The organism is Pigmentiphaga sp. CHJ604, assembly GCF_036972535.1.
Taxonomy (GTDB): Bacteria; Pseudomonadota; Gammaproteobacteria; order Burkholderiales; family Burkholderiaceae_B; genus Pigmentiphaga; species Pigmentiphaga daeguensis.
The window spans coordinates 752,321-775,700 of record NZ_CP136998.1; the positions used below are offsets into that span (position 1 = coordinate 752,321).

Consider the following 23,380-nt stretch of genomic DNA (forward strand, 5'->3'; position numbering starts at 1 on the left):
ATCATCAGTGAATGACGCCGTCCAATGCGACGGCGCCCTGGCCCTGTTCGAGCACGAGCAGGGGGTTGATCTCCAGCGCTTCCACGCCGTCGCCCAGCGACAGGAAGAGCGCCGCGGTTCTTTCTATCGCGTCGACCAGGGCATTCCGGTCGTAGGCGGGCCGGCCGCGGTGGGCCGGCAGCAGCCGCGCCACCCGGGTCTGGTCCACCATGGCTTCGATGGCCGGGCGGTCGGCGGGCAGGCGGCACCGTGCCACGTCGGCCACGATTTCCACCGCCACGCCGCCCGCGCCGAAGGACAGCATGGGGCCGAACACCGCGTCGCGATGCACGCCGACCAGGGTTTCGATGCCACCGCGCACCATCTCCGCGACGATGACGCCGCGTATCGCGGACGCGGCCACGCCGTGCCGTGCCGCCGCGTCCATGATGGAGGCGAAGGCGCGTTCGGCGGCGGCCTCGTCCCGCACGCCCAGCACGACGCCGCCGACATCGCTTTTGTGCTGCACACCGTCGGCGACCAGCTTGAGCGCCACCGGAAAGCCTATCCGGGTAGCCGCCTGCGCCGCCTCGCGCGCGGTGGCCGCCGTGGCCTCCCGGGGAACGCGAATGCCGTGCCGGGCGAAAAGGGCCTTGGCCTGCGCCTCGTTCCACGGTCCGGCCGCCGCCGGCGTGGCGGGAGCGGCCAGCGGCAGGCCGGCCAGCCGCTCCCGTGGCGCGCGCACGTAGGCGTCGCATCGGGCCATGGCCCGCGTGGCGTTGCGCAGGCTGTAGAGCGGCGCGAAACCTTGTTCGATGAGCAGGTCGTGGGCCGGGCCGCGCCGGCTGCTCATCCAGACCGGGACGAACGGGATGGGCGCTTCGCGGGCGATGTCCATCAGGTTGCGCACCGAGGTTTCGGTGGTGGCGGCGTAGTTGGACGTGATCGGATAGATGACCGCGTCGATGCCGGGATCGGCGAACAACGGCACCAGGCAGCGGCGGGCCAGCGCGGTATCGGTCAGGGCCTTGGTGGTCAGGTCGACGGGATTGGCCAGCGCGGCATAGGACGGAGCATGGCGCGCCATCTCCTGGATCGTGGCGGCAGACAGTTCCGCCATCTCCAGGCCCGCGGCGCTGATCATGTCGGCCGCCAGCACGCCCGCGCCGCCCGACGACGAGTACACGCAGATGCGCCGGAACGGGCGCCCGCCCGCTCGTGCCAGCAGGCTGGCGACGTCCAGCATCTCATCCAGGTCGTCGACGCGGATGACGCCGTACTGGGCGAACACGGCCTCGTTGACCGCGTCCTCGCCCGCCAGTGACGCCGTGTGCGATTGCGCGGCCTGGGCGCCGAAGCTCGACCGGCCGACCTTGAGCACCGCGACCGGCTTGCCCGCCCGGTGGGCGGCCTGGATGGCGGCCAGGAAGCGGACGCCGTCCTTGATGCCCTCCATGACCACGCAGATCGCCCGCACGTCGTCCTGCCGCGCCAGCCACGCGATGAAGTCGGCGCTGTCCAGGTCCACTTCGTTGCCGGTGGAGAACCAGCGGCCGAAGCGCACGCCGCGGTCGCTGCCCTGCATCAGCGATCGTCCCAGCCCGCCGCCCTGCGTGACCAGCGCCAGCGGGCCGCCGTGGCCGTCGTTGCGGAACTCGGTCGAGAACGTCAGGCCCAGGCGCGGTGCCAGCGAGGTCAGACCCGCGCAGTTGGGGCCGTAGATGCGCATGCCCGTGTCGCGCGCCAGGTCGCGCATGGCCCGTTCGGCCGCCTTGCCGTCGTCGCCGACCTCGCCGAAGCCGCCGGTAAAGACCACGGCCGTGCCCACGCCGCGCGCGGCGCAGCGGCGCAGCGCGTCCAGGACGGCCTCGGCGGGCACCAGCAGCAGCGCCACGTCGATGGGGCCGGCGGGGACGCTGTCGATGTCGGGATGGAGCACATGTCCCTTGAGCTCGCCGCCGCGGGGGTTGACCAGATGGACGTCGCCCTGGAAGTCGGAGTGCTCCAGCACATTCTCCACCGTCGTGTGGCCCAGGGAACCGGGCGTGGACGAGGCGCCGACGATCATGATCGAGCGCGGCTTCATGAGCCGGTCGAGGTCGGCGAAGGAAATGCCGGCCGTCGTCGTTGCGGATGCCGTCATGCCTGCGCCTCGCGAAGTTTCATCAGGGTGATCCAGGCGCTTTCCATGACGACCTCCCCATGCTGGTTCAGCACGGTGCGCTCGAGCGTGACCTTGCCCGTGCCGGGACGCCTGCCGGACAACCGCTTCTCGCCCACCGACAGGGCGACCTGGATCGTGTCGCCGATGAACACCGGCTTGCGCCAGCGGCACGACAGTTCGGTCAGCGCCAGCCGCGATGGGTCCATCAGCCGGTAGACCGGCATGCGTGTCGTCAGGCCCGAGGCAATCGCCAGCGTCAGCAGGCCGTGCGCGGCACGTTGGCCGAAGGGGTGCTGCGCCGCGTGGACGGCGTCGGTGTGCAGCGCGTTGTAGTCGCCGGACAGGCCGGCGAAATTGACCACGTCCGCCTCGGTGACCGTGCGGCGCGGGCTGAGCCATTGCGCGCCGGGTTCGAGGTCGTCGTAGTAGAGCGCCTCTTGCAGGTAGCGTTCGATGTCCATGCCGGCCTCAGGAACGGCCGCCGGTGACGTGCACCGTCTCGCCGGTGATGAAGCCCGCCAGCGTCGAGGCCAGGAAGGCGACGGTGGCCGCCACGTCCTCCGGGTCGCCCAGGCGCGCGACCGGCGTGTTCTGCCTGGCCCGTTCGGTCAGCGTCTCGTAGTCGGCGCGCTGGCGCATCCGGGGCGTGGAGATCACGCCGGGGGCCACGGCGTTGGCCGTGATCCCGAACTTGCCCGACTCCAGGGCCAGAGAACGGGTGAAGCCGATCAGGCCGGCCTTGGCCGCCGAGTAATTGGTCTGGCCCGGGTTGCCGCGATGCGCGCGGGAGGCGATGTTGACGATGCGCCCGAACCTGTTCTGCATCATGCCGGGCAGCACGGCGCGCGAACAGTGGAAGGCGCCTTGCAGCGTGACGTCCAGCACGGCCTGCCAGTCTTCTTCCTTCATCCGGGTCAGGTAGGCATCGCGGGCGAAGCCGGCGTTGTTGACCAGGATGTCCACGCCGCCGAAGCGTTCCTGCGCCCGGGCCACGGCCGCGCCGACCTCGTCGCGCGAGGTGACATCGGCACGGCACCCCAGCACATGGGCGCCTTCGCCCTCCAGGATGCCCACGGCACGGGCAATGGCTTCTTCGTTGGCGTCGCAGATGACGATCCGGGCCTGTTCCCGGGCGAGGCGCTGAGCCACCGCCAGCCCCAGCGTGCCGGCGCCGCCGGTGATGAATGCGGTGCGGTCCTTGATTCCTAGATCCATGATTCCTGTCGCAAGTGTTGTAAAGAGTCGGGGTCGGGCAGGTTCAGTCGATACGGATCCTGGCCCGTTCGATCAATTCCTTGGCGGCCTTGCGTTCCTTGTCCAGGAACACGGCGAACTCGTCGGGAGTGCTGCCGACCAGCGGCGTATTGATGGAGGCGAAGCGTTCGCGCACGACCGGGTCCTTGAGCGTGTCGCGCAAGGCGGAGGCCAGCTTGTCGATGACGGGGCGCGGCGTTCCGGCCGGAACGACCACCGCCTGCCAGGTGGTGACGGAGAAGCCCGGCACGCCGGCCTCGGCCACGGTGGGCACGTCCGGCAGGTCTTCCACGCGCTTGGGACCGGTCAGGGCAAGCGCGCGCAGCGTGCCGCTCTTGATGTGCGGATTGGTGGTCGAGCGACTGTCGGCCATGAAATCCAGCCGGCCGGCCAACAGGTCCTGGATGGCGGGGCCGCTGCCCTTGTAAGGTACGTGAGTCATGGATCCGCCCAGCGCGAGGGCGAGCGAGGCGCCGGCGATGTGCATGGAGCTGCCGTTGCCCGCGGACCCGTAGGCCAGCGGCGTTCCTTTCCTGGCCGCGGCGATCAGGTCGCCCATGGTCTTGTAGGGCGAGTCCTTGGGAACCACCACCACCAGCGGCGAATCGGTCAGCTGAGTTACCGGCGCGAAGGCCTTGGCCGGATCGAGCTTGTTGCCGGCGTACAGGTACTGGTTGACCGCCAGCGGGCCGACGTTGGCCCACAGCACGGTGTAGCCGTCGGGCGCGGCGGCGGCCACCGTGTCGTTGGCGATGTTGCCGTTCGCGCCGGGCTTGTATTCCGGCACCACGGGCTGGCCGAGCCGCTTGGACAGTTCGTCCTGCACCATGCGGAACGCGATGTCCGAGGCGCCGCCGGGGGCGAAGCCGATCACGACCCGCACGGGCTTGGCGGGATAGTCGGCCATGGCGGGCGCGGCGGCGGCCAGTGCGGCGCCGAGCAGCAGGGGCCGGTGGAAAGTGGTCATGCCTGTCTCCTTGTACTGGGGTGAAAGGGTGGGGCGCCGCGGGCAGCCCTCATAGCGAGGTGTCGTATTTCACGTTCTTGAGCTGGGTGTTCTCCAGGATGGCCTCCAGCCCCCGCTCCTTGCCGATGCCCGAGTGCTTGTAGCCGCCGAAGGGCGCGTCCACCGACGTCCTCACGCCGGTATTGACGGCCACGCTGCCGGATTCCAGGCGCCGGGCCATGCGCAGGGCGCGCCCACCGTCGCGGGTGAACACGACCGCGGCCAGTCCATAGCGCGTGTCGTTGGCGATGCGCAGCGCCTGCGCCTCGTCCTTGAAGCCGATCAGCGACTGGACGGGACCGAAGATCTCTTCCTGCGACGTTCTCATGCCGTTGTCGGCCGTGGTCAGCAGCGTGGGCGGGACGTAGAAGCCGCGCGCCGTCTCCGGGCGGCTGGCCGGATCCGGGTAGGACCGTGGCGTGGCGCCTTCCTGCCGGGCGATGTCGAGGTAGGCACGCACGCGTTCGGCCTGGGCGCGGCTGACCAGCGGCCCCATCTGGGTCTGCGGGTCGGCCGGATCGCCCATCCGGATCGCGGCCAGGCGGGTTTCCAGTCTTGCCTGGAAGGCTTCGCGGATGCCGTCCTGCACCAGCAGCCGCGTGCAGGCGATGCAGACCTGGCCCGAATTCTTGACGATGTCGCCCACCGCCACGTCCACCGCCGCATCCAGCGCGGCGTCGTCGAACACGATCAGCGGCGACTTGCCGCCCAGCTCCAGCGTGACGCGCTTGACGTCGGCGGCGGCCGCGGCCTGGATCGCGGCGCCGGTGGCGGTGTCTCCGGTGAACGAGACGCGCGCGACGCCCGGATGCCGCACCAGCGCTTCGCCCACGCTGGCGCCGGAGCCGTTGACGACGTTCACCACGCCATCCGGAAAGCCTGCCTCGGCGAACAGCGCCGCCAGCGCCAGGGTAGAGAGCGGCGTGATCTCCGAGGGCTTGATCACCACCGTGTTGCCCGCCGCCAGCGCCGGCGCCAGCTTGTGCAGCGTCAGCGTCATGGGGTAGTTCCATGGCATGACCAGCGCGCACACGCCCAGCGGCTCGCGCAGCGTGAAATTCAACACGCTGGCGTGGTTGAGCATGGGAATGGTGTCGCCTCGTACCGCCGGGATGATGCCGGCGAAATAGTCCAGCGAGGCCGGCATGGCGGACAGCGATTCGCGCGAATGGGTGATGGGCTTGCCGACGTTGCGGGTCTCGATCCAGGCGAGCTTCTCCACTTCGCGCTCGAACAGCGCCGCAAGCCGGCGCAGCAGCCGGGCCCGTTCGCGCGGCGTCGTATCGCGCCAGTGTTCGTCGTAGGCGCGGCGTGCCGCGCGGACCGCCGTGTCCACGTCGCGCGCGGTGGCGGCGTGGACCTGTGCCAGGACGTCGCCCGTGGCGGGATCGTAGGTGGGGAACAGGGCGCCTTCGCCGCCGGCCTGCCAGCGGCCGTCGATCAGCATGCGATAGGGTTGGTCGTCGATGGGGTTCATGTCGCTACGGGGCGGGAAGGATGACGGTGGATGGGGCGGCTTGGCTGCGCGCGGCGATGTCCAGGTAGAGGCCGGCGATGTCGTCGCGGTCGAGGGCGCGCGGGTTGAGCCGGGTCGATGGGCTGAGCAGGGCCTGGTCGGCCAGCGCCAGGGCGTCGTCGCGTGTCAGCGCCAGCGGCGGCAGGCGGTCGGGCAGCCCGCCCAGGGCGCGCATGCGGCGTATCGCGTCCAGCAGGCGGCCGGCGGCCTGCGCGTCGTCTTCATCGGGGCCGGCCAGGCCGCAACGGCGCGCCGCACGGGCGTAGCTGGCGGCGGCTTTCCGGGCGGTGTGGTCCGCGATGGGATCGAAGATGGCGGCCAGGACTTCGGCATGGGCCATGTCCACCCGGCCTTCGAGCGGCGTGCACAATCCATGCACGGCATCCACGCGCTTCATTCCTATCGCGACGCCGGCCAGGTAGCTGGCCATCAGCATGGCGGCACGCGCGTCGGCATCGTCGGGCGTGGCCAGGACGCGCGGATAGGCATGAAGCGCCCGGACCAGGGATTCGGCGGCCAGGGCCGCGCCCACCGGAGCGTCGCAGTCGTTGACCAGGGCCCCCATGGCATGCAGCAGCGCGTCGAAGCCGCCGGCGGCCGTGGCCGCGCGCGGCAGCCCCAGCGTCAGTTCCGGGGCCAGGACCACGGCTCCCGGACGGCTGCGCGCGCTGCGGAACATCAGTTTGCGGCCGTGCTCGTCCTTGACGAGCGCGGCGGTGCTGCTTTCGCTGCCGGTGCCGGCGGTGGTGGGCACGGCCAGGAAGAGCGGGTCGTCGGCCTGCGGGGCGCCAGCCATCCAGGCATTGCCGGGGGCCAGCAGGTCGGCGGGGTCGGCCTGGCCGCCGAACACGGTGGCGTAGGCCACCTTGGCGGTGTCGATCGCGCTGCCGCCGCCGATCGCTACCAGCGCGTCGCACCGGTCCGCGCGGATCGCGGCCGCCGCGGCGCGGACCTCGTCCAGCGACGGATTGGGGCGCACGCCGTCGTACACGGCGGCGATGCGGCAGCCGGCCCGGTCCGCCGCGCGTTGCAGCGCCGGTGATGCCAGCGGCCAGACCCGCGGGTCGGCGATGACCGCCACGCGCCGCGCGCGGCGCAGGACCTGGGCCGCGAAGGGCCACGCCGCCTGGCCATGGCCGCAATGCCCGGGCCACAGGACGACTCGCTCCAGATCGGCAAGCACGGCGGCATCGCCAATGGCGGGCGCACTTGCGTTTGACATGCGTCTCCTTTATAATTTGCACAGCGAATTAGTAATTCGCTAAACGGATTCAGATTAACGTCCAAGCTTTCCGTCCGTCAATCCCTGGAGGCTGCATGGCCGACGCTCCCGCTCGCTCCGAACCCGAAGACCGCCAGTTCGTCGTGGCGCTGGCACGCGGGCTGGAGATCCTGCGCTGCTTCGACGCGGAACACCGCCAGCTCGGCACGACCGAGATCGCCGCCCGCACCGGGTTGCCCCAACCCACGGTGTGGCGGCTCGCCCATACCTTGCAGAAACTCGGCTACCTGGTCATGGAGTCCGGCGCGGACAAGCTGCGCCTGGGGCCCGCGGCCGTGGCGCTGGGGGGCGCCGCGCTGGCAGGCCAGGAGTCGCTGGACATCGCGCGGCCGCGCATGCAGGAATTGGCCGATCGCTACCAGGCGGCCGTCGCGCTGGGGCGGCGGGACGGCGACAGCATCGTGTACCTGGCGCGCTGCCAGGGCGACTCGCCGCTGCTGATGAACCTGCGGGTGGGGTCGCGCATCCCCCTGTACCGCAGCGCGATCGGCTGGGCCTACCTGGCCTCGGGAGCCGGCGGCGAACGAGACCTGGCGCTGGCCGAGGCGGGCGCGCCCGGGCCCGAGGCCCTGCAGGCGTTCCAGGACGCCGTGGACCTGTACGACGAGCGCGGTTTCGTCATCCATTGCCGGCCGCAGCATCACGTCAACACCGTCGCCACCGCCATCGTGGTACAGGGCAACGACCGCTATGCCATCAGTTGCGGCGGCCCGGCGTCGGCCCTGCCGGTGGAAGCCATCCTGGACGAAATCGGGCCCGCGCTGGTCAAGCTCGCGGCCGAACTGCAACCCATCTTCCTGCTCGGCAGGCGCTACGCATGAACTCCGCATCCGCTGCCCAGGCTCCGGCCATCGATACGCCCATCACTCGCCTCTTCGGCATCCGCTATCCCGTGCTGCTGGGCGGGATGATGTGGCTGTCGGACGCCTCGCTGGTGGCCGCGGCCGTCAATGCGGGAGCCATGGGCTTCATCACGTCCCGCTCCTCGGCCGACGTCGGCGCCTTCCGGGAACAACTCCAGAAATGCCGCGCGCTGACGGCGGGCAAGGCCTATGGCGTGAATCTCACGCTGTCGCGGCGCCAGGGCGCCAACGACATCGTGTCCGACATGCTGCGCGTCGCCCTGGACGAAGGCGTGCGCCATTTCGAGACCGCCGGCCTGCCGCCTTCCCCGCTGCTGCCCGCGCTGCGCGAGGCGGGCGCCGTGGTCGTGCACAAATGCGCCCACATCCGCCACGCCGTCGCGGCCGAACGCATGGGGGTCGACGCGGTCACCCTGGTTGGCATGGAAGAAGGCGGGCATCCCGGCTCCAACCCGTTGCCGACCTTCGTCAACGGCGCCTTCGCGCTGGACCGCCTGTCGATCCCGCTCGCGCTGGGAGGAGGCATCGGCCACGGCAGGCAGATCGCCGCCGCGCTGGCCATGGGGGCGGCGGGCGTGGTCATGGGCAGCCGCTTCACCACGGCGGCAGAGACACCGGCGCATCCGGCCTACAAGCAGCGCGTGGTCGAGGCGGACGAACACTGCTCGCGCACCGTGCTGTCCACGTTGGGCGATACCTGGCGCGTCCTGGACAACGAAAACGCGCGCCGCGTGGCGCGGTTGGAAAACGAAGGGGCCCGCAGCTACGAAGCCTTCGGCGAATGGATACGCGGCCATCGCGCACGTGACTACGCCTATGCCCAGGGCCTGCACGAGGAAGGCATGCTGTCGCTGGGGCCGGCCGCCGGCTTCTCGCGGGTGGTCGAGCCCTTCGCGCAGACGCTGCAGGCGCTCATGCTGCAGTGCCGGGAAGCCCTGCTGGGCGCCGGCAGGCTGGCGGGCGGGGGCGAAGCGCCGTGAGCTAACATCCTGGGACGTCCCGCCCACTCACGCCGCCCCTCCCATGCTGCAGCTCGAACGCGTATTTCCCGCATTGTCCGAACCCACGATGCGGCGCTACCTGATGGGGCAGGGGGTGTCGGTGCTGGGCAGCTGGACCCAGAACGTGACGCTCAACCTGGTCGTCTACCATCTGTCGGGCTCGGCCGCCGTGCTCGCCCTGCTCAATTTCCTGCTGTACGGACCGCAGCTGGTGATCGCGCCGCTGGCGGGGGCGCGGGTCAACGCGGGCAACGCGCGCCGGTCTACGCTGAGCGTGCTCTATTCCTCGATGACCGTCGCCTGCGTGCTCGCGGTGCTGTCGATGCTGCACTGGCTGACCTTGCCCATCATCCTGGCCCTGGCGCTGTGCGCCGGCGTGCTGAACGCGATCGAGACCCCATCGCGCCAGGTCCTGCTGCTGACCGGCCTGGAGGATCCGGCGCTGCTGCCCAACGCCATCGCCATGAACACCATGGTCTACAACGTGGGGCGCATGGTCGGGCCGAGCATGGCCGCCATCATCTATCCCACGTTCGGCCAGGCGGCGGCCTTCCTGACCTATGCCGCCGCGCTGGTGTTCATGGCCTGGTGCGTGCGATCGATGCCGCGCCGCGCGACGGCGGCGGCATCGCCCTCGCACGACCGGGGAGGGCTGCGCAATGCACTGGTCTACGTGCTGGACGACCGCTTCACCGCCAAGTACCTGTCCATCCTGGCCTGCATGGGCCTGCTGGCAGGCAGCTACCAGACGCTCGTGCCGCTGCTGGCGGACCGGGTCTTCCACGACGCCGCCCGCTACACCGGCGTGTTCTTCGCCTGCGCGGGCATGGGGGCGCTGGCCGCCGCGGTCGTCCTGTCCTCGTCCATCGCGTCGCGCACCGCCAGTCTGCTGCGGTTCGCCCCCTGGATCGCGTGCGCGGCGCTGGCCCTGTTGTCCACGAGCTGGAGCAGCGTCGTCAGTGGAGCCGCCTTCGTGCTGCTGGGCTTCTGCCTGAGCTTCTCGGCCACCTCCACCAACGCGACCATCCAGCGGCGCTGCCCGGAGTCCGTCCGCGGCGCCCTGGTCGGCCTCTACGGCATGGCCTACAACGGCACCATGCCTTTCGGCTATCTGCTCGTGGGGTCGTTCTCGGAGGCCTTCACGGTGACCGGGGCGTTCGGCACCATGGCCGTGGTACTGGCTGCGTGCATCGGTTTCTTGACGCTGCTGTACTGGCGCAAGACCTGAAGGGAAAGCGCCGATCAGAGGGAGGATTCGCACGCTGGAGCATCGACTCCCGCCCGCCATGACCGGTAGAATGGACTGCGCTTCGAGCAAGGTTCGTTTTTCTCCATGCGCGTGCTCCATATTTGCAGAGTCTATTTTCCCGATGGATGCGGCGTTGCCGAGCGTTCCGTCCACGGCATCGCTTCCAAGGGCGGCGCCCACGGGATCGACAGCCGCGTGTTGACCGTGTCGGCGCGTGGGGGCTGCGACGAGGCCGATCTGTCCGGATATCGCATCAAGCGCTATCCCGCATGGCGCAGTGGCGTTTCTCCCTCTTTCATCGCCAGGTTCCGCGGCGAGGCTGCGTGGGCCGACCTGCTGCACTTCCACTTTCCATGGCCATGCGCCCAATGGGCCTACCTGCTGGGCCGCGTGGCGGTGCCGGCCCTGGCGACGGTCCATGCCGATGCGGCGGGCGGCGGATTCCTGGCCCGGTCCGCGCGAGACGGTTTCCTGCACCGCATGCGGCGCATCATCGTGACTTCGCCGAATTACCTGGCGGGCAGTGCGGTCCTGCGCGGGCTGCAGCAGCGGACGGAAGTGGTGCCCACGGGCGTCGAGGATGTTCCTGCGCGCGATCCCGAGGCCGTGTGGCGCTGGCGGCAACGCATCGGCCAGCGCTTCTTCGTGTTCCTGGGGGGCTTGCGCGACTACAAGGGCCTGCATCACCTGCTGGACGCCATGGAAGGGCGCGATTACCCCCTGGCCGTCGCCGGAGACGGGCCCGAGCGGTCCTCGCTCGACGCCCATGCCCGGGCGGCAGGGCTGCGCAACATACGTTTCCTGGGACCGCTGGACGACGAGGACAAGCACGATCTGCTGGCCGCGGCATACGGCTTCGTCCTGCCGTCCTGTCGCCGCGACGAAGCCTACGGGCTGGCGCTGGTCGAGGCATCTGTCCATGGGTTGCCCATGATCTCCTGCGAAGTCGGAACGGGCACGAGCTACATCAACCTGAACGAGGAAACCGGCCTGGTCGTCCCTCCTGGCGATGCCCGTGCACTGGGAGCCGCGCTGGATCGATTCTGGCTGGAGCCCGGGCAGGTCCGGGCCTGGGGCGGCGCCGCCCGCCGGCGCTACGTGGAGCGGTTCACCGACGAGGCGATGGTTGCGCGACATGCCGCATGCTACGGCGAGATACTGGGGCAAGCCGCCTGACGCAGCGGGCGTCCGGGCGGCGGGCACGCGCATTGCTGATCGATGCAGTGATTCCAAGGAGACCACCATGCCCATCGACTCCAGGCGCGGCCAGCCCCCATCGTCCGCGCACCGCCCCGGCGGCCCCTCCGCCCCCGCCAACCTGCCCGAAGCCGCGGTGGACGAGACCGGCAATGAAGATCCGGGTGCCGAATTGACCGAACTGCCGGATCACGAACAGCAGGAACAGGCCGGCACCCCGCCGCGCGAGCGGGATGGGCAAGCCGGGCGCGAACGCACCATCGGCAATCATCCCGTGGATCCGAACAGCATGCCCTCGCGCATCGGACTGCCGGTGGGCGTCGATCGGGAGACCGCCGCCGACCCGGGAAACCAGACGCCAGACGCCCCGGAGACGGACAACCGGAGCTGAGCAACGCCGTGTCAGTCCGGGGACGGATCGTCGGGCAGCCATAAGGTGAAGGTGGTGCCCGATTCGGACGAGGCGACGGTCAGCGTGCCCCGGTGTGCCACCGCGATCTGCCGGGCGATGTACAGGCCGAGCCCCAGCCCCGTACGGCGTCGCTCGGTGCCGGGACGCTGTCCTCGCATCAGCGGGTCGAAGATCTGGTGCCGCATGTGAGGCGGGATCGGCGCTCCCTCGTTATGGACTTCGGCGATCACGCAGCCCTCGTCGCGGCGCACCCGCAGCGCGACCGGGCGGCCGGCGTAGCCATGCTGGACCGCGTTGCCCAGCAGGTTGGCCAGCAGCTGGGCGAGGCGATTGGCGTCCCAGCGGCCGGCAAGCCGTCCGTGGCATTCCAGCAGAAAAGTCTGCTCGGGATGGATGGCCCGGATCTCGTCCAGGGCGCGCGTGCAGATGTCTTCCAGGTTGGCGTTCGAGAGCGCCAGCGGCAGCGGACTGCCCAGGCGGGTACGGGTAAAGTCCAGCAGGTCGTCGATCATGCGCTGCATGCGCGAGCCGCTGTGTCCGATGCGCGTGGCGGCTTCCCGGCACCGGCCGGGCAGTTCGTCGGCGAGCATGAGCGCCTGCGCGGACATGGCGATGGCGCCCAGCGGCGTCCGCAAGTCGTGGGCGAGAATGCCGACGAACAGATCGCGCGCCCGCTCGAGGCCCGCTGAATAGCGGGAGATCGATTCCTTCAGCGCCTGGTCCAGCGCCTGGTTGAAGCGAACCAGGTCGTCGTGGGCTTGGGCGTCCATTTCACCGTTTTCGCGCGCCCATCGTTCCAGGATGTTGGCACGCAACGCGCAGAACTCCGACACCATCTCGGTCAGGGTAAAGCCGGCCCGCAGCCGGTTGCGGGCATGGACGTGCGCCAGGCGGGTGGCGCCGGACGGCCGGTGTCCGGCGGAGGGCTCGTGGGGCTGGGCCCGCAGGTCCGCGGCAAGCTGCCGCAGCAGCGACCGGGCCGAGGTCTGCAAGGCGTGCTCGGATACGGCCGTTCGCCGCAGGTCCAGTTGCCGGGCGAACGCGCGCCAGTCGCTTAGAAGCAGGTCCAGGTTCGCGTCGATGAAGTCGGCCAGTCTCATAGCCCCTCCCGGCATATATGGCCACGCGTGGGATGGCACTGCACGGCAGGGCGCCGGCATGCCTGCCGGCGGATTGTAAATCCTAGGGCGGGCTGGCGGCTGCATGAGCAAGGCTGGTTACAACGTCGGCGGCGGGAATGGCGCCGTGCTGGAAGAAATGCTCCCGGAAATAGGCCAGGGTGCGGCGCAGTCCTTCTTCCAGGGGCGTAGCCGGCTCCCATCCCAGCATGCGGCGGGCGAGATCGATGTCGGGGCAGCGCCTGACCGGATCGTCCTGGGGCAGCGGCCGCAGTTCGATGTCCGAAGCCGAGCCGGCCAGGCCGCGGATCGTGCGCGCGATATCGAGCACCGTGGTTTCGTGGGTGTTGCCCAGATTGACCGGCCCGTGGAAATCATCGGGGCTGTTCATCAGGCGCACCAGGCCGTCGATCAGGTCGTCCACGTAGCAGAATGACCGTGTCTGCCCGCCGTCGCCATAGACGGTCATGGGCTCGCCTGCAAGCGCCTGCATGATGAGATTGGATACCACGCGTCCATCGTCGGGCCGCATGCGGGGACCGTAGGTATTGAAGATGCGGGCGATCTTGACCTGCAGTCCATACTGGCGCTGGTAATCGGCGAACAGTGTCTCCGCGCATCGCTTGCCTTCGTCGTAGCAGGCGCGTATCCCGTTGGGGTTGACGTGGCCCCAATAGTCCTCGCGCTGGGGATGGCGGTCGGGGTCGCCGTACACCTCGCTGGTCGACGCCTGCAGGATGCGGGCGTTCAGCCTCCGGGCCAGGCCCAGCATATTGATGGAGCCGTGCACGCAAGTCTTGGTGGTCTGCACGGGGTCGTGCTGGTAGTGCACCGGCGAGGCCGGGCAGGCGAGGTTGTAGATCTCGTCGGCCTCGATGTAGAGCGGGAAGGTGATGTCGTGGCGCAGCAGCTCGAACGAGGGGTGGCCGATCAGGTGCGCGATGTTGGCCTTGGTGCCGGTATAGAAATTGTCGACGCACAGGACTTCGTGCCCGGCCTCGATCAGGCGGGTGCACAGGTGCGATCCCAGGAAGCCGGCGCCTCCGGTGACGACGACGCGGCGTGGCAGGCGCGGGCTCATGATGACATCTCCTCGGGTTGGTCGACGTACTCGGCGGCCGTGCGGGTCGCTTGTGCGAAGACGTCCATCCAGTCGCGCACGAAGCGGTCGATGCCGAAGCGCTGCAAGGCGCGCAGGCGCGCCTCCTGGCCCCAGGCGCGCGCCAGTTCGGGATCGGCCAGCAGCTCGTGCATGACATCGGCCAGGCAGTCCAGGCGCGTGTCCACGTAGCCGTTGACGCCGTTCTCGATCACCGTGCTCATCTCCGTGGTGGCCAGGCCGACGACGGGAACGCCGGCCATCATGGCTTCCACCACCGCCAGGCCCAGGCTGGTATAGCGTATGGGATTGAAGAAGAACCGATAGCGGGCCATGAGCGCCGGCAGCTCCAGGTTGGGCACTTCGCCCAGGCCGCCCAGCGACTGCGCATCCATGCCGGCCAGGTCCAGCGGAACGCGCGCACGCAGGGCATCGAAGACATCGGCCCCCAGGCGACGGCCGCGCCGTTTCAGGTGGTTCACGACGACGATCCCGCGCGGCGTCGTGCCCTGGTACTCGACGTCGGGCGGAAGCCGCACGCCATGCTCGACCACCCGCATGGGAGTGCAGCCGCTATCCCACATCAGGGCATTGAACGGCGTGACGTGCACCAGGGTTCCGCGCGGCTCCTGGAACCAGTGCACCGTGTTGGTCGGATGCAGCTGCGGCGGGTCGTGCTCCAGATAGATCTGGGGCAACTGGCGCTGCGCGGCCGACAGCAGTTGCTCCCTGTCCTCCAGGTAGGCCTGCTTGGACTGGTAGAGCACGCAGTCGAAGCGCATGTCGCGCACCTTGTCCGCGGAAACCTCGTGGACGTTGCGGCCCCAGGGCAGTCCGGGGCCCAGCGGCGCGTAGCCGGGTCCGCCCTCGGGGCGGATGACGACATGGAATTCGTGCGGCACCTGTGTCAGGTAGTAAAGATAGTTGCCGTGTACGTGCCAGGTCAGGATGCGCAGTGGCCGCGCGAGGGTTTCAGGCATGAGTGGGCTCCTTGCAAAGCATGCGTTCGGCCTGGAGGATCACGTCCGAGGCCTTGACTCCGAGCGCGCACGGATGGCCGATCGGACAGTCGGGGAAGGCGCAGGGCCGGCAGGCGACGTGGTGCCAGAGCACCACGTGCCGCGAGCGGTCGGCCGGCGCCCAGCGATGTACGTCGCTGCCGCTGGCGATCACCACGCTGGGCGTGCGCATCGCCGCCGCCACATGGGAGACGCCGGTATCGTTGCAGACCAGCAGGCGGCTGCGTTCGAGCATCGCCGCCAGCGTGCCCAGGCCCGTGCGGCCGGTCAGGTCGCGCAGCGGCTCGCTGGCCAGCCGGGCCACCTGGCGCGTCAGGGGGCGTTCTTCGTCGGTTCCCGTCAACGCCACGTCGAAGCCTGTCCGGGCGATCGCGGAGGCCACGGCGGCATAGCGTTCGGCCGGCCAACGGCGCGACGACAGGCGGGCGCCGGGGTGGACGAGCACCGTGCGGCCCGGCCTGAGTCCTTCCTGCCCGGCCAGCATGGCGGCCGAATCGCGGTCTTCGTCCGTCAACGGGAACTCCAGCGTGGCGTCGGGGCAGGGAATGTCCAGGAACCGCATCAGCGCCAGATAGCGTTCGACTTCGGGCAGGTGGTCGGGCCAGGCCAGCCACCAGGCGTCGCGTTCGGAATCGCGCGCCTGTCCGGGCTGGAAGCCGGCGATGCGCGCCGCTCCCAGGCGGCGAACGATATCGTTGGTCAGGCGGCCGCTGCCGTGCAATTGCAGGGCGACGTCGAAGCGCTGCGCCCGGGCCCAGTCGAAGAAGGCAGGCAACGCCTCCTCGCGGAACGGCTGTTCCGGCATTCCTTCCATTCCCGGAAAGGGGGCCAGTTCATCGACATAGTTGGCGAAGCGTTGCTGGAACGCCTTTGCGCCGGCCAGGCCGATCAGGGTGATGCGGGCCCGGGGAAAGCGCGCGCGCAAGGCCCGCAACGCCGGCACGGTGCACAGCATGTCGCCCAGTTGCAGCGCGCGGAACACGGCGATGCGGCCGGGTTCGGGCTGCCACAGCGGATGGGAGCCGGGTACGCCCGTCATAGGAACCTCGCCTTGAAATGCCAGGCCCCGCGCAATCTCCAGAATAGCGAAAGCGGGGGAATGAGCACCGACGTGACCAGCATCTCGATCACGTGCGACGGCGCGAGCGACGCGCCGCGCAGCCGCGCGATGCAGAAATGCAGCGTCAGGGCCGACCAGATCGCCAGTCCGCCCCACGCGAGCCAGGCGAGACCGGCCGCCGCGCCCGTGACGGTGGCCAGTGCGCCGGCGACGATGGCGAAGTAATTCCAGGGCGGCCGGCGACGTATGCGGGAGCGGTAGAGCGACGGATGTTTCTTGTAGAGAAGGGCATCGAAGAACACCTTGCGCTGCTGGCCCACGCTGATGCCGATGGGAGCGGGCCTGACGGGATGCAGGACGATGGCGTCCTCGGCCCTGGCGATGCGATGCCCGCGCGCCAGCAACATGAATTGCAGGTCGGAGTCCTCCCGCCAGGCCAGCGTGAACCGTTCGTCGAAGCCGCCGACGGCGACGAGCGCGCGCTTGCGCACCAGGCAGTTGGCCGTGGCGAATTCCGCCCGTTCCAGTCCTCCCGTATCTCGTTCGTGATCGCGCGGCCTGTCCGGCAGCGGTACGCGTATCCGGCCCACCACGGCATCGACCCCGTCCGTCATCGCATCCAGGCCATGGCGCAGCCAGGACGGGGTGGGAATCGTGTCGTCGTCGGTGAAGGCCACGACCGCCGCACGCGCCTGTTCCCAACCCCGGTTGCGCGCGCCCGACGGCCCCTGCGTGCCTTCCGCCTCGAGATAGCGCACGGTCAGTCCACGTGGGGCGTGTTCCCGCGCGAGCGTCTCCACCACGCGCCGGGTGTGGCGATCGGGCCCATCGTCGACCACCAGTATCTCGAAGCGGCGGGGATCGATGTCCTGCCACGTCAGCGCCCGCAGGCAGCGTTGCAGCATGTCGGGCCGGCGATACGTCGGCACGACCACCGACACCAACAAGTCCGAAATGCCGTTCATGCCGCTTTCTCCAGCAGGAAGGAGCCGATGGCCAGGGCATCGAGCGGGGAAGTCCAGAAGCATTCGATCGCATCGCGCGGCGAGCACACGACCGGTTCCCCGCGGGTATTGAAGGAGGTGTTCACCAGCACGGGCACCCCCGTGCGCCGCTCGAACGCCGCGATCAGGTCGTAGTACGCGGGATGCTGTTCGCGCCGCACCGTCTGCACCCGGGCGGTTCCGTCGGTGTGGCGCACGGCCGGGATGCGGTCGGCCTTGTCCGCCAGCACGTCGAAGACGAACAGCATGAAGGGCGCGACGATGGGGCCCGGGCGGGACGTGGCGAACCATTCTCGCGCGCGTTCTTCCATGACGACCGGCGCCACCGGGCGGAAATCCTCGCGGTCCTTGATCTCGTTGAGCCGGGATTGCATGTCCGGGGAGATGGGCGAGGCCAGGATGGACCGGGCGCCCAGGGCCCGGGGACCGAATTCCATGCGGCCCTGGAACCACCCTATGATCTTGTCCTGGGCCAGCAGCTCCGCGGTGGCCTCGGCGATGTCCGCCGGCTTGCGGTAGGGCAGCTTCGAGCGTTGCAGGAACGCCTCGATCTCGTCATCGTCGAACGCCGGCCCGAGGAAGGCATGATCCATGGTCCAGCTGCGGCCTTGTCCCGGGCGCTGCTGGCTATCCACCCATAGCGCGGCGCCCAGGGACGTGCCGGAATCACCCGCGGCGGGTTGCACCCAGACCTCGCGAAAGGGACCGCGTTCGCGCAGGCGCGCGTTCATGACGCAGTTCAGCGCCACGCCGCCGGCCATGCAGAGATTGGGCGAGCCCGTCTCGCGATGCAGCCACCGTGCCATGCGCTCGACCGTCTGTTCCAGCGCGAACTGCAGCGACCGGGCCAGATCGTAGTGGTGCTGCTCCAGGGGGCCGCCGCGCAGTCGCGCCGGACCGAAGCGCTGCGCCAGCGACAGCGGCGATACCGTATAGCCGCCATCGTCGCCCACGCGCATGACCTCCTCGAAGAAATCCGCATGGCGCGGTTGGCCGAAGGAAGCCAGCGCCATCACCTTGTATTCGTCGGAAGAATGCAGGAATCCGAGATGGCGGGTGACTTCCTCGTAGAGCAGGCCCAGCGAGTGGGGAAGATCGATCTGCTTGATCCGGCGGTAGCTGCCGTCGACGTAGTGCCCGTAGCTGGTGGTTGCGCGCTCGCCCCGGCCGTCCATCGTCAGGACCGCGGTATCGTCGAAGGGAGCGGCCAGGAAGGCGCTGGCCTCGTGCGCCAGGTGGTGCTCGACGAAGTGCCAGCGGCGCTGGATGTCGCCGGACGTGGCTCCGCGAAAGCGTTCCTGCAGGTGATGCGGGGCGCCGTCGGCCAGTTGCCGCGGCGCGTTGACCACGTAGGACAGGAACAGGGGGTCCCAAGGAGAACTCGTGGCCGTGGGGCTGCCGCTGCGCGAGGGCTCCAGCGGCAGGGTGATGTGGCCGTCCGCGGCCTGCTCCTGCAGCAGCAGGGACGGGTCGTACGAGTAGGCGAAGTGGTCGACCTGGTGGATGTCGATGCCCGCCTGCGCCAGGCAGTAGTCGATGGCGTGGAAGGGCAGTTGCCATGTCGTGAACGGCAGCGGGCGCTTGCCATGCTTGACGCGGGAGAACCGCTCCTCTTCCGCCGCCGCCAGCACCACGCCGTCGCGGACCAGCGTGGCGGAACAGTCGTGGTAGACCGCGTTGATTCCCAGTGTGTACATGGACGGACTCCTTGAAAGGTGTTCAGGCGGCCTGTGTGGCGGCGGGGGAGTGACGCCGCCACGCCAGCAGTTCGTGCGCTGCCTGGACGACGGCCGCGGGGTCGACGCCCGTCAGGCAGGCGTGATGGCCTTCCGGGCAGACGCTGCGGTAGCAGTACTTGCACGGCACGTCGCGATTCAGCAGCCGATGCTCGACCCCCCAGGGCGCGTGCTGGGGATTGGTCAGCGCATACAGGTCGGCCACCGGCGTGCCGACGGCCGCGGCCAGGTGCACGGGTCCGCTGTTGTTCGATACCAGTACCGCCGCGTCGGCCAATAGCGCGCCCAGTTCCCCCAGGCCCAGCTCGCCCGACATGTCGGTCGCGCGTCCGCCCGCCAGGACGTTGACGTGCCCGGCCAGCGGCCGTTCGCCGGCATCCCCGGTCAAGACGACGGGAGCGGCGGCGGACAATTCGCGGACGACCTGCGCGAACAACTCGGGCGGATAGCGCCGCGAGGGCGCGCTGGCGCCCGGATGGACCACGATGCACGAGGCCACGTCGGCGATGCCGCGCGCGGCAAGCTTTCCCCGCATGGTCTCGCGGTCGGCCGGCCGCACGGCGAACTCCAGTCCTTCGGCGGCCGGGCGCACGCCGATCGATGCCACCAGATCGAGTTGCCGGCGGGTTTCATGGCGCTCGCCGTCCATGGGGGCGTCGTCCTTGACCCACCGCGTGACCAGCCGGTAGGGGTTCTCGCGCGCGTGGGCCAGGATGCGAGGGATGCCGGCCAGCCTGCACATCAGGGCCGCGGGCAGCGCGCTCTGGCTATAGACCGTGAAGATCACCGCCGCATCGAAGTTCCCGGCGCGCAATCGTTCGATCATCGCCAGGTCGGGGGCGGGGTTGGCGGTGCGCAGGTTCTTCACCCAGGGCGCGTCGTAGGCGATCGCCGCATCCACGCTGGGCAGGTAGGGGGCCAGGCGCGCGCCCGCCGGCGAGCACAGCAGCGTGATGCGCCGGCCGGCCGCGGCGCCCTTCAGGGCACGCACCGCCGGCGTGGTCATCAGCACGTCGCCCAGGTTGTCCAGCCGGACGCACAGGACGTTCGCCGCCCGGTCCCAGTCCGCGCGGGCCGTGTCCTCGTCCAGGCGCTGCGCGACGTCGTCGCCATGAATGGCCGCGTTCATGCCACCTCCCTGGCGCGCATCGCCACCGCCACGATGGCCGCGGCCTGTTCGAATCCGTCCACGATGTAGTCGGGCTCGCGGAACGGGCCGCGCACCCATTCGGTCTCGTGGCCGTTGTTCAGCAGCACGGTGCGGCAGCCGGCGCGCCGGCCGGCCTCCACGTCGTCCAGGATGTCGCCGATGAACCAGGAGCGTTCCAGGTCCAGGTCCAGGTCGCGCGCGGCCTGGCGCAGCAGTCCGGGCTGGGGCTTGCGGCAGGTGCAGGGCAGGGCGTAGGGGCGGCGCACCCCGCGTGCCAGGTGGGGGCAGTAATAGAATCCGTGCAGCCTCGCATGGGCGTTCTCGAACATGCGGGCGAGCTGGAGATGCACGCCGATCAGCGCCTCTTCCTCGAACAGTCCCAGCGCGACGCCCGGCTGGTTGGTGATGACGACCATCGGGGCGCCCGTGCTTCCCAGGCGGCGCAGCCCCGCTTCCACGCCTTCATCCAGCCGCATCCGCGCGGGATCGACGTTGTAGGCGTCGTTCACCAGCAGCGTGCCGTCCTTGTCCAGGAATACCGCCGGTTTCAAGGCCATGACGTTTCTCGCATCGGCAGTACCATCACCTCCGGTATGACGGTTTCATCGGGTTGCAGCAGGACGAAGCGCACGGTGCGCGCCACGTTGGCCGGATCCTGGAGCGTGCCCGCGTCGATGTCGGGAAAGCGGTCCAGCAGGAAAGGCGTGCGCATGCCGCCGGCGACCACCGCCGAGACCTTGATGCCCTGGGGGCGAAGCTCGGCGTGCAGCGCATGCGACAGGCCCAGCAGGCCCCATTTGGTGGCGTGGTACACGGCGGCGTTGGGCCAGGCGCGCTTGGACGCCGTCGAGGCGATATTGACGATATGGCCATGCCCGCGTTCCTTCATGTGGGCGCACGCGTGCCGGGACACCAGGAAGGGGCCGGTCAGGTTGGTGCGCAGGATGCGCTCCCAGTCCGCCAATCCCAGCTCGTCTATGGGGACGGTCAGGTCGATCGCGGCATTGTTGACCACGGCATCCAGGTGGCCGAAGCGCGAAATCGCGCGATCGATGGCCGCCCGCACGTCGCTTTCGTTGCCCACGTCGAAACCGATCGCGTCGGTGTGCGCGCCGATGCGCCGGGCCATCGCATGGGCCTTGCCCTCGTCGATGTCGCCGATCAGCACATGGGCTCCGTCGGCGGCGAGTTCCTGGCATATCGCCGCGCCCAGCCCCTGGCCGCCGCCTGTCACCAGTACCGTCCTGCCCGCCATGTTCGTAGGTGTCCGGGATGTCATGCATTTCTCCTTGAAGTCATTTGGCGGCCAGCGCGGGCTCGGCCATGGGTTCCCGCCGCATGCGGCGGGACGCGGTCGGCGCCTGGGTCAGGCCGGCGTAGGCGCGCAGCATGTCGCGGGCAACGAAGGTCCAGGTGAACATCTTCTGCGCGCGCCGCAGGCCATTGCGCCCCAGTCGCCTGGCGGTCTGTTCGTGCCGCGCCAGAAAGGCCAGGCGTTCGGCCAGCGCCTCGGGGTCGCGGGGCGGGACGAGATAGCCGGTCTTGCCATCGATGACGGTCGACCGTATGCCGCCCACCGCGGCGCCCACCACCGGCCGCGCGCAGGCCATGGCCTCGACCGGCGTGATGCCGAAGGGCTCGTACCAGGGCGTGGTGACGAACACGTCGCAGGCTCCGTAGAACATCGACAGGCGGTCGCGGTCGCACCTTCCGCAGAAGTGCACCGCCTCGCTCACGCCTTCCTCGTCCGCGATGCCGCGCAGCCGTCCCAGTTCGGGCGTGGCCAGGTCGTCGGGCCGCACCGCGTCGCCTCCCACCACGCGCAGGACGGCGTCCACGCCATGGCGGCGGCGCAGGATGGCAAGTGCGCGGATGACGTTGTCCACGCCCTTGCGCGGCACCATGCGGCCGAGCTGGAGCAGCGTGAACCGTCCCGGCTCCCATCCCAGGGCCATGCGCGCGGCGGTCCGGTCCATGGGGGCGAGCTCGGTGGCGTCGAAGCCGCAGGGAATGATGTCTATCTTCGCCGGGTCGGCGGCATAGTGCTCGACCAGGTCTTCCAGGTCCTGCGGGCATTCGGCGATCAGCTTCTCGGCCCGGCGCACGAGCTCGAGCTCGATGGCATAGCGTTCCGCGGGAAACTGGTCGGCACTGCCCTGATGCTTGCGGCGCACGCGGTCCAGTGCATGGAAGGTCATGACCAGCGGCACGCCGAATTCCCGCGTGACTGGCAGGGCCGCCAGCCCGGACATGAAGAAATTGGCGTGGACGACGTCGTAGATCGGCCAGTTGTTGCGGAAGTAGTGAAGCAGGAACTCCGAGAAGTGCCCCATGTATGGCAGCAGCGCTTCCTTGGGGATCGGGCGCGCCGGTCCGACGGGTACATGGATGACCCGCACGCCGGGCTGCCAGGCCAGCGTGCGGGGGAGCGAGGGATCGTCCTGGCGGGTGAATACGTCGACCCGGTTGCCCTGGGCCGCGAGTTCGCGCGCCAGGTGGGCGACATAGATGTTCTGGCCGCCGCTGTCCACGCTGCCGGGAGGAGCCAGCGGGGAAGCATGTTCACTGACGAGGGCGATGGTGCGCATGGTGATGTCCCTTTCGTTGATCAGCACAACTACAGGGGCAGCCATGGCATCTTCCGTTCCCGGCCCGAGAAGCGGCTCCAGTGCCCATGGGGCTCCCGGCTTCACCAGTAAGGTCTACACAAGCGTGAACTTCTTGCCGGGTTTGCCTACAGGACCAGTCCTCGGGACTCCGACAGCGCGCGGCCCTTGACGATCGCCCGCAGGCAGGCCGCGACCGTCATCGCGAAGGCTTCGTCGTACCAAGGGTTGACGCCGCTGGACGCGACCACGTAGCCGTCCAGGCACGCGGTGCCCCACAGCGTGGAGTCGTTCTTCTGCAACAGGTGCGGATAGGCGGTCTGCACGAGATGGCTTTCGAGTCCCGTGCGCCAGCTGATCCGGGCCTTGCCGCGCGCGAAGGCGGCATAGTCGGCGTCCCACTGCTCCGGGTCGCCCACCGCGTGCTCGTAGAGGATGGCTTCTTCGAACTGGTCGCGATCGGGACAACTGGCCGGGTCCATGATGACGAGATAAAGAAAGCCGCTGTCGCCGACGTGGGGATCGCGCATCGCGGCTTCGATCATCGGCATCGCCATGCGGACGGCCTGCGCCGCGGCCTGCCTGTCCGCGTAGAAGCTCGGCGCGGACACCGTGGGGGCCGAGGCCAGGAAGGGATTGCCGTTCATGGGGATACTCCTCTGTCG

General features: G+C 69.5%; 22 protein-coding genes. 5 read left to right on the plus strand and 17 right to left on the minus strand.

Translation table 11 applies throughout. From position 1 onward, the window contains the following. Positions 1 to 4 precede the first annotated feature (4 nt). From R4823_RS03790 to R4823_RS03815, 6 genes are read right to left on the minus strand one after another with little or no spacing between them, the layout of a single operon-like run. On the minus strand, positions 5 to 2,122 hold the full coding sequence (locus tag R4823_RS03790) for an acetate--CoA ligase family protein (RefSeq protein WP_279819579.1): 2,118 nt from the start codon (positions 2,120 to 2,122) through the stop codon (positions 5 to 7). Further along, positions 2,119 to 2,604, minus strand: a complete 486-nt coding sequence (locus R4823_RS03795; RefSeq protein WP_338617509.1) for a MaoC/PaaZ C-terminal domain-containing protein — start codon at positions 2,602 to 2,604, stop codon at positions 2,119 to 2,121. Before R4823_RS03795 ends, R4823_RS03790 begins: the two co-directional genes overlap by 4 nt. Before the next feature lie 7 nt (positions 2,605 to 2,611). Next, positions 2,612 to 3,358, minus strand: a complete 747-nt coding sequence (gene fabG / locus R4823_RS03800; RefSeq protein ID WP_087837536.1) for a 3-oxoacyl-ACP reductase FabG — start codon at positions 3,356 to 3,358, stop codon at positions 2,612 to 2,614. Between the two features lie 43 nt (positions 3,359 to 3,401). Further along, positions 3,402 to 4,364, minus strand: a complete 963-nt coding sequence (locus R4823_RS03805) for a tripartite tricarboxylate transporter substrate binding protein (protein ID WP_087837537.1) — start codon at positions 4,362 to 4,364, stop codon at positions 3,402 to 3,404. A gap of 49 nt (positions 4,365 to 4,413) precedes the next feature. Then, complete coding sequence (locus R4823_RS03810; RefSeq protein ID WP_087837538.1) at positions 4,414 to 5,880, minus strand: aldehyde dehydrogenase family protein; 1,467 nt, start codon at positions 5,878 to 5,880, stop codon at positions 4,414 to 4,416. Between the two features lie 4 nt (positions 5,881 to 5,884). After that, a complete protein-coding gene (locus tag R4823_RS03815; RefSeq protein ID WP_087837539.1) occupies positions 5,885 to 7,141 on the minus strand; it encodes an iron-containing alcohol dehydrogenase in 1,257 nt (418 codons plus the stop codon). Between the two features lie 95 nt (positions 7,142 to 7,236). On the opposite strand from R4823_RS03815, the gene R4823_RS03820 reads away from it, so the two are divergent. The 5 genes from R4823_RS03820 to R4823_RS03840 all read left to right on the plus strand — a co-directional run bounded on the left by R4823_RS03820 (position 7,237) and on the right by R4823_RS03840 (position 11,902). Next, a complete protein-coding gene (locus R4823_RS03820) occupies positions 7,237 to 8,022 on the plus strand; it encodes an IclR family transcriptional regulator (protein WP_087837540.1) in 786 nt (261 codons plus the stop codon). After that, positions 8,019 to 9,044 carry a nitronate monooxygenase gene (locus R4823_RS03825; protein ID WP_087837541.1) on the plus strand — a complete coding sequence of 342 codons (1,026 nt, stop codon included), beginning with the start codon at positions 8,019 to 8,021 and terminating at the stop codon, positions 9,042 to 9,044. Before R4823_RS03820 ends, R4823_RS03825 begins: the two co-directional genes overlap by 4 nt. Before the next feature lie 43 nt (positions 9,045 to 9,087). Next, positions 9,088 to 10,293, plus strand: a complete 1,206-nt coding sequence (locus R4823_RS03830; protein WP_087837542.1) for an MFS transporter — start codon at positions 9,088 to 9,090, stop codon at positions 10,291 to 10,293. A gap of 105 nt (positions 10,294 to 10,398) precedes the next feature. After that, positions 10,399 to 11,490, plus strand: a complete 1,092-nt coding sequence (locus tag R4823_RS03835) for a glycosyltransferase (protein WP_338617514.1) — start codon at positions 10,399 to 10,401, stop codon at positions 11,488 to 11,490. A 67-nt stretch (positions 11,491 to 11,557) separates the two neighbouring features. Next, complete coding sequence (locus tag R4823_RS03840; protein WP_087837544.1) at positions 11,558 to 11,902, plus strand: hypothetical protein; 345 nt, start codon at positions 11,558 to 11,560, stop codon at positions 11,900 to 11,902. Between the two features lie 11 nt (positions 11,903 to 11,913). On the opposite strand, the gene R4823_RS03845 is transcribed toward R4823_RS03840, so the two are convergent. The 11 genes from R4823_RS03845 to R4823_RS03895 form a co-directional block, all read right to left on the minus strand. Then, entirely contained in the window at positions 11,914 to 13,023 is a 1,110-nt protein-coding gene (locus R4823_RS03845) for a sensor histidine kinase (protein ID WP_176400663.1), read from the minus strand. A gap of 82 nt (positions 13,024 to 13,105) precedes the next feature. Then, positions 13,106 to 14,122: a UDP-glucuronic acid decarboxylase family protein gene (locus tag R4823_RS03850; protein ID WP_338617518.1), complete on the minus strand. Its 1,017-nt coding sequence runs from the start codon at positions 14,120 to 14,122 to the stop codon at positions 13,106 to 13,108. Then, a complete protein-coding gene (locus tag R4823_RS03855; RefSeq protein ID WP_338617519.1) occupies positions 14,119 to 15,120 on the minus strand; it encodes a glycosyltransferase family 4 protein in 1,002 nt (333 codons plus the stop codon). The genes R4823_RS03850 and R4823_RS03855 overlap by 4 nt, the downstream gene beginning before the upstream one ends. Then, entirely contained in the window at positions 15,113 to 16,198 is a 1,086-nt protein-coding gene (locus R4823_RS03860; protein ID WP_338617521.1) for a glycosyltransferase family 9 protein, read from the minus strand. Before R4823_RS03860 ends, R4823_RS03855 begins: the two co-directional genes overlap by 8 nt. Next, positions 16,195 to 17,184 (minus strand): glycosyltransferase, encoded by a 990-nt coding sequence (locus tag R4823_RS03865; protein WP_254914556.1) that lies wholly within the window; start codon positions 17,182 to 17,184, stop codon positions 16,195 to 16,197. The genes R4823_RS03860 and R4823_RS03865 overlap by 4 nt, the downstream gene beginning before the upstream one ends. After that, positions 17,181 to 18,920 carry a carbamoyltransferase C-terminal domain-containing protein gene (locus tag R4823_RS03870; protein WP_279819607.1) on the minus strand — a complete coding sequence of 580 codons (1,740 nt, stop codon included), beginning with the start codon at positions 18,918 to 18,920 and terminating at the stop codon, positions 17,181 to 17,183. The genes R4823_RS03865 and R4823_RS03870 overlap by 4 nt, the downstream gene beginning before the upstream one ends. Before the next feature lie 22 nt (positions 18,921 to 18,942). After that, complete coding sequence (locus tag R4823_RS03875) at positions 18,943 to 20,088, minus strand: glycosyltransferase family 9 protein (protein ID WP_338617527.1); 1,146 nt, start codon at positions 20,086 to 20,088, stop codon at positions 18,943 to 18,945. After that, positions 20,085 to 20,666, minus strand: a complete 582-nt coding sequence (locus R4823_RS03880; protein ID WP_338617528.1) for an HAD-IIIA family hydrolase — start codon at positions 20,664 to 20,666, stop codon at positions 20,085 to 20,087. Before R4823_RS03880 ends, R4823_RS03875 begins: the two co-directional genes overlap by 4 nt. Further along, positions 20,657 to 21,388, minus strand: coding sequence for an SDR family oxidoreductase (locus R4823_RS03885; RefSeq protein ID WP_087837553.1), 732 nt, complete (start codon positions 21,386 to 21,388; stop codon positions 20,657 to 20,659). Before R4823_RS03885 ends, R4823_RS03880 begins: the two co-directional genes overlap by 10 nt. A 16-nt stretch (positions 21,389 to 21,404) precedes the next feature. After that, positions 21,405 to 22,697 (minus strand): glycosyltransferase, encoded by a 1,293-nt coding sequence (locus R4823_RS03890; protein ID WP_338619109.1) that lies wholly within the window; start codon positions 22,695 to 22,697, stop codon positions 21,405 to 21,407. 146 nt (positions 22,698 to 22,843) lie between these two features. Beyond that, on the minus strand, positions 22,844 to 23,362 hold the full coding sequence (locus R4823_RS03895; protein WP_087837554.1) for a hypothetical protein: 519 nt from the start codon (positions 23,360 to 23,362) through the stop codon (positions 22,844 to 22,846). Positions 23,363 to 23,380: the final 18 nt, after the last annotated feature.

Bases quoted from the DNA above. Each gene is read 5' to 3' on its own strand.
- R4823_RS03790 (WP_279819579.1), bottom strand. From the start codon at position 2,122: ATGACGGCATCCGCAACGACGACGGCCGGCATTTCCTTCGCCGACCTC.
- R4823_RS03795 (WP_338617509.1), bottom strand. From the start codon at position 2,604: ATGGACATCGAACGCTACCTGCAAGAGGCGCTCTACTACGACGACCTC.
- fabG (WP_087837536.1), bottom strand. From the start codon at position 3,358: ATGGATCTAGGAATCAAGGACCGCACCGCATTCATCACCGGCGGCGCC.
- R4823_RS03805 (WP_087837537.1), bottom strand. From the start codon at position 4,364: ATGACCACTTTCCACCGGCCCCTGCTGCTCGGCGCCGCACTGGCCGCC.
- R4823_RS03810 (WP_087837538.1), bottom strand. From the start codon at position 5,880: ATGAACCCCATCGACGACCAACCCTATCGCATGCTGATCGACGGCCGC.
- R4823_RS03815 (WP_087837539.1), bottom strand. From the start codon at position 7,141: ATGTCAAACGCAAGTGCGCCCGCCATTGGCGATGCCGCCGTGCTTGCC.
- R4823_RS03820 (WP_087837540.1), top strand. From the start codon at position 7,237: ATGGCCGACGCTCCCGCTCGCTCCGAACCCGAAGACCGCCAGTTCGTC.
- R4823_RS03825 (WP_087837541.1), top strand. From the start codon at position 8,019: ATGAACTCCGCATCCGCTGCCCAGGCTCCGGCCATCGATACGCCCATC.
- R4823_RS03830 (WP_087837542.1), top strand. From the start codon at position 9,088: ATGCTGCAGCTCGAACGCGTATTTCCCGCATTGTCCGAACCCACGATG.
- R4823_RS03835 (WP_338617514.1), top strand. From the start codon at position 10,399: ATGCGCGTGCTCCATATTTGCAGAGTCTATTTTCCCGATGGATGCGGC.
- R4823_RS03840 (WP_087837544.1), top strand. From the start codon at position 11,558: ATGCCCATCGACTCCAGGCGCGGCCAGCCCCCATCGTCCGCGCACCGC.
- R4823_RS03845 (WP_176400663.1), bottom strand. From the start codon at position 13,023: ATGAGACTGGCCGACTTCATCGACGCGAACCTGGACCTGCTTCTAAGC.
- R4823_RS03850 (WP_338617518.1), bottom strand. From the start codon at position 14,122: ATGAGCCCGCGCCTGCCACGCCGCGTCGTCGTCACCGGAGGCGCCGGC.
- R4823_RS03855 (WP_338617519.1), bottom strand. From the start codon at position 15,120: ATGCCTGAAACCCTCGCGCGGCCACTGCGCATCCTGACCTGGCACGTA.
- R4823_RS03860 (WP_338617521.1), bottom strand. From the start codon at position 16,198: ATGACGGGCGTACCCGGCTCCCATCCGCTGTGGCAGCCCGAACCCGGC.
- R4823_RS03865 (WP_254914556.1), bottom strand. From the start codon at position 17,184: ATGAACGGCATTTCGGACTTGTTGGTGTCGGTGGTCGTGCCGACGTAT.
- R4823_RS03870 (WP_279819607.1), bottom strand. From the start codon at position 18,920: ATGTACACACTGGGAATCAACGCGGTCTACCACGACTGTTCCGCCACG.
- R4823_RS03875 (WP_338617527.1), bottom strand. From the start codon at position 20,088: ATGAACGCGGCCATTCATGGCGACGACGTCGCGCAGCGCCTGGACGAG.
- R4823_RS03880 (WP_338617528.1), bottom strand. From the start codon at position 20,666: ATGGCCTTGAAACCGGCGGTATTCCTGGACAAGGACGGCACGCTGCTG.
- R4823_RS03885 (WP_087837553.1), bottom strand. From the start codon at position 21,388: ATGACATCCCGGACACCTACGAACATGGCGGGCAGGACGGTACTGGTG.
- R4823_RS03890 (WP_338619109.1), bottom strand. From the start codon at position 22,697: ATGCGCACCATCGCCCTCGTCAGTGAACATGCTTCCCCGCTGGCTCCT.
- R4823_RS03895 (WP_087837554.1), bottom strand. From the start codon at position 23,362: ATGAACGGCAATCCCTTCCTGGCCTCGGCCCCCACGGTGTCCGCGCCG.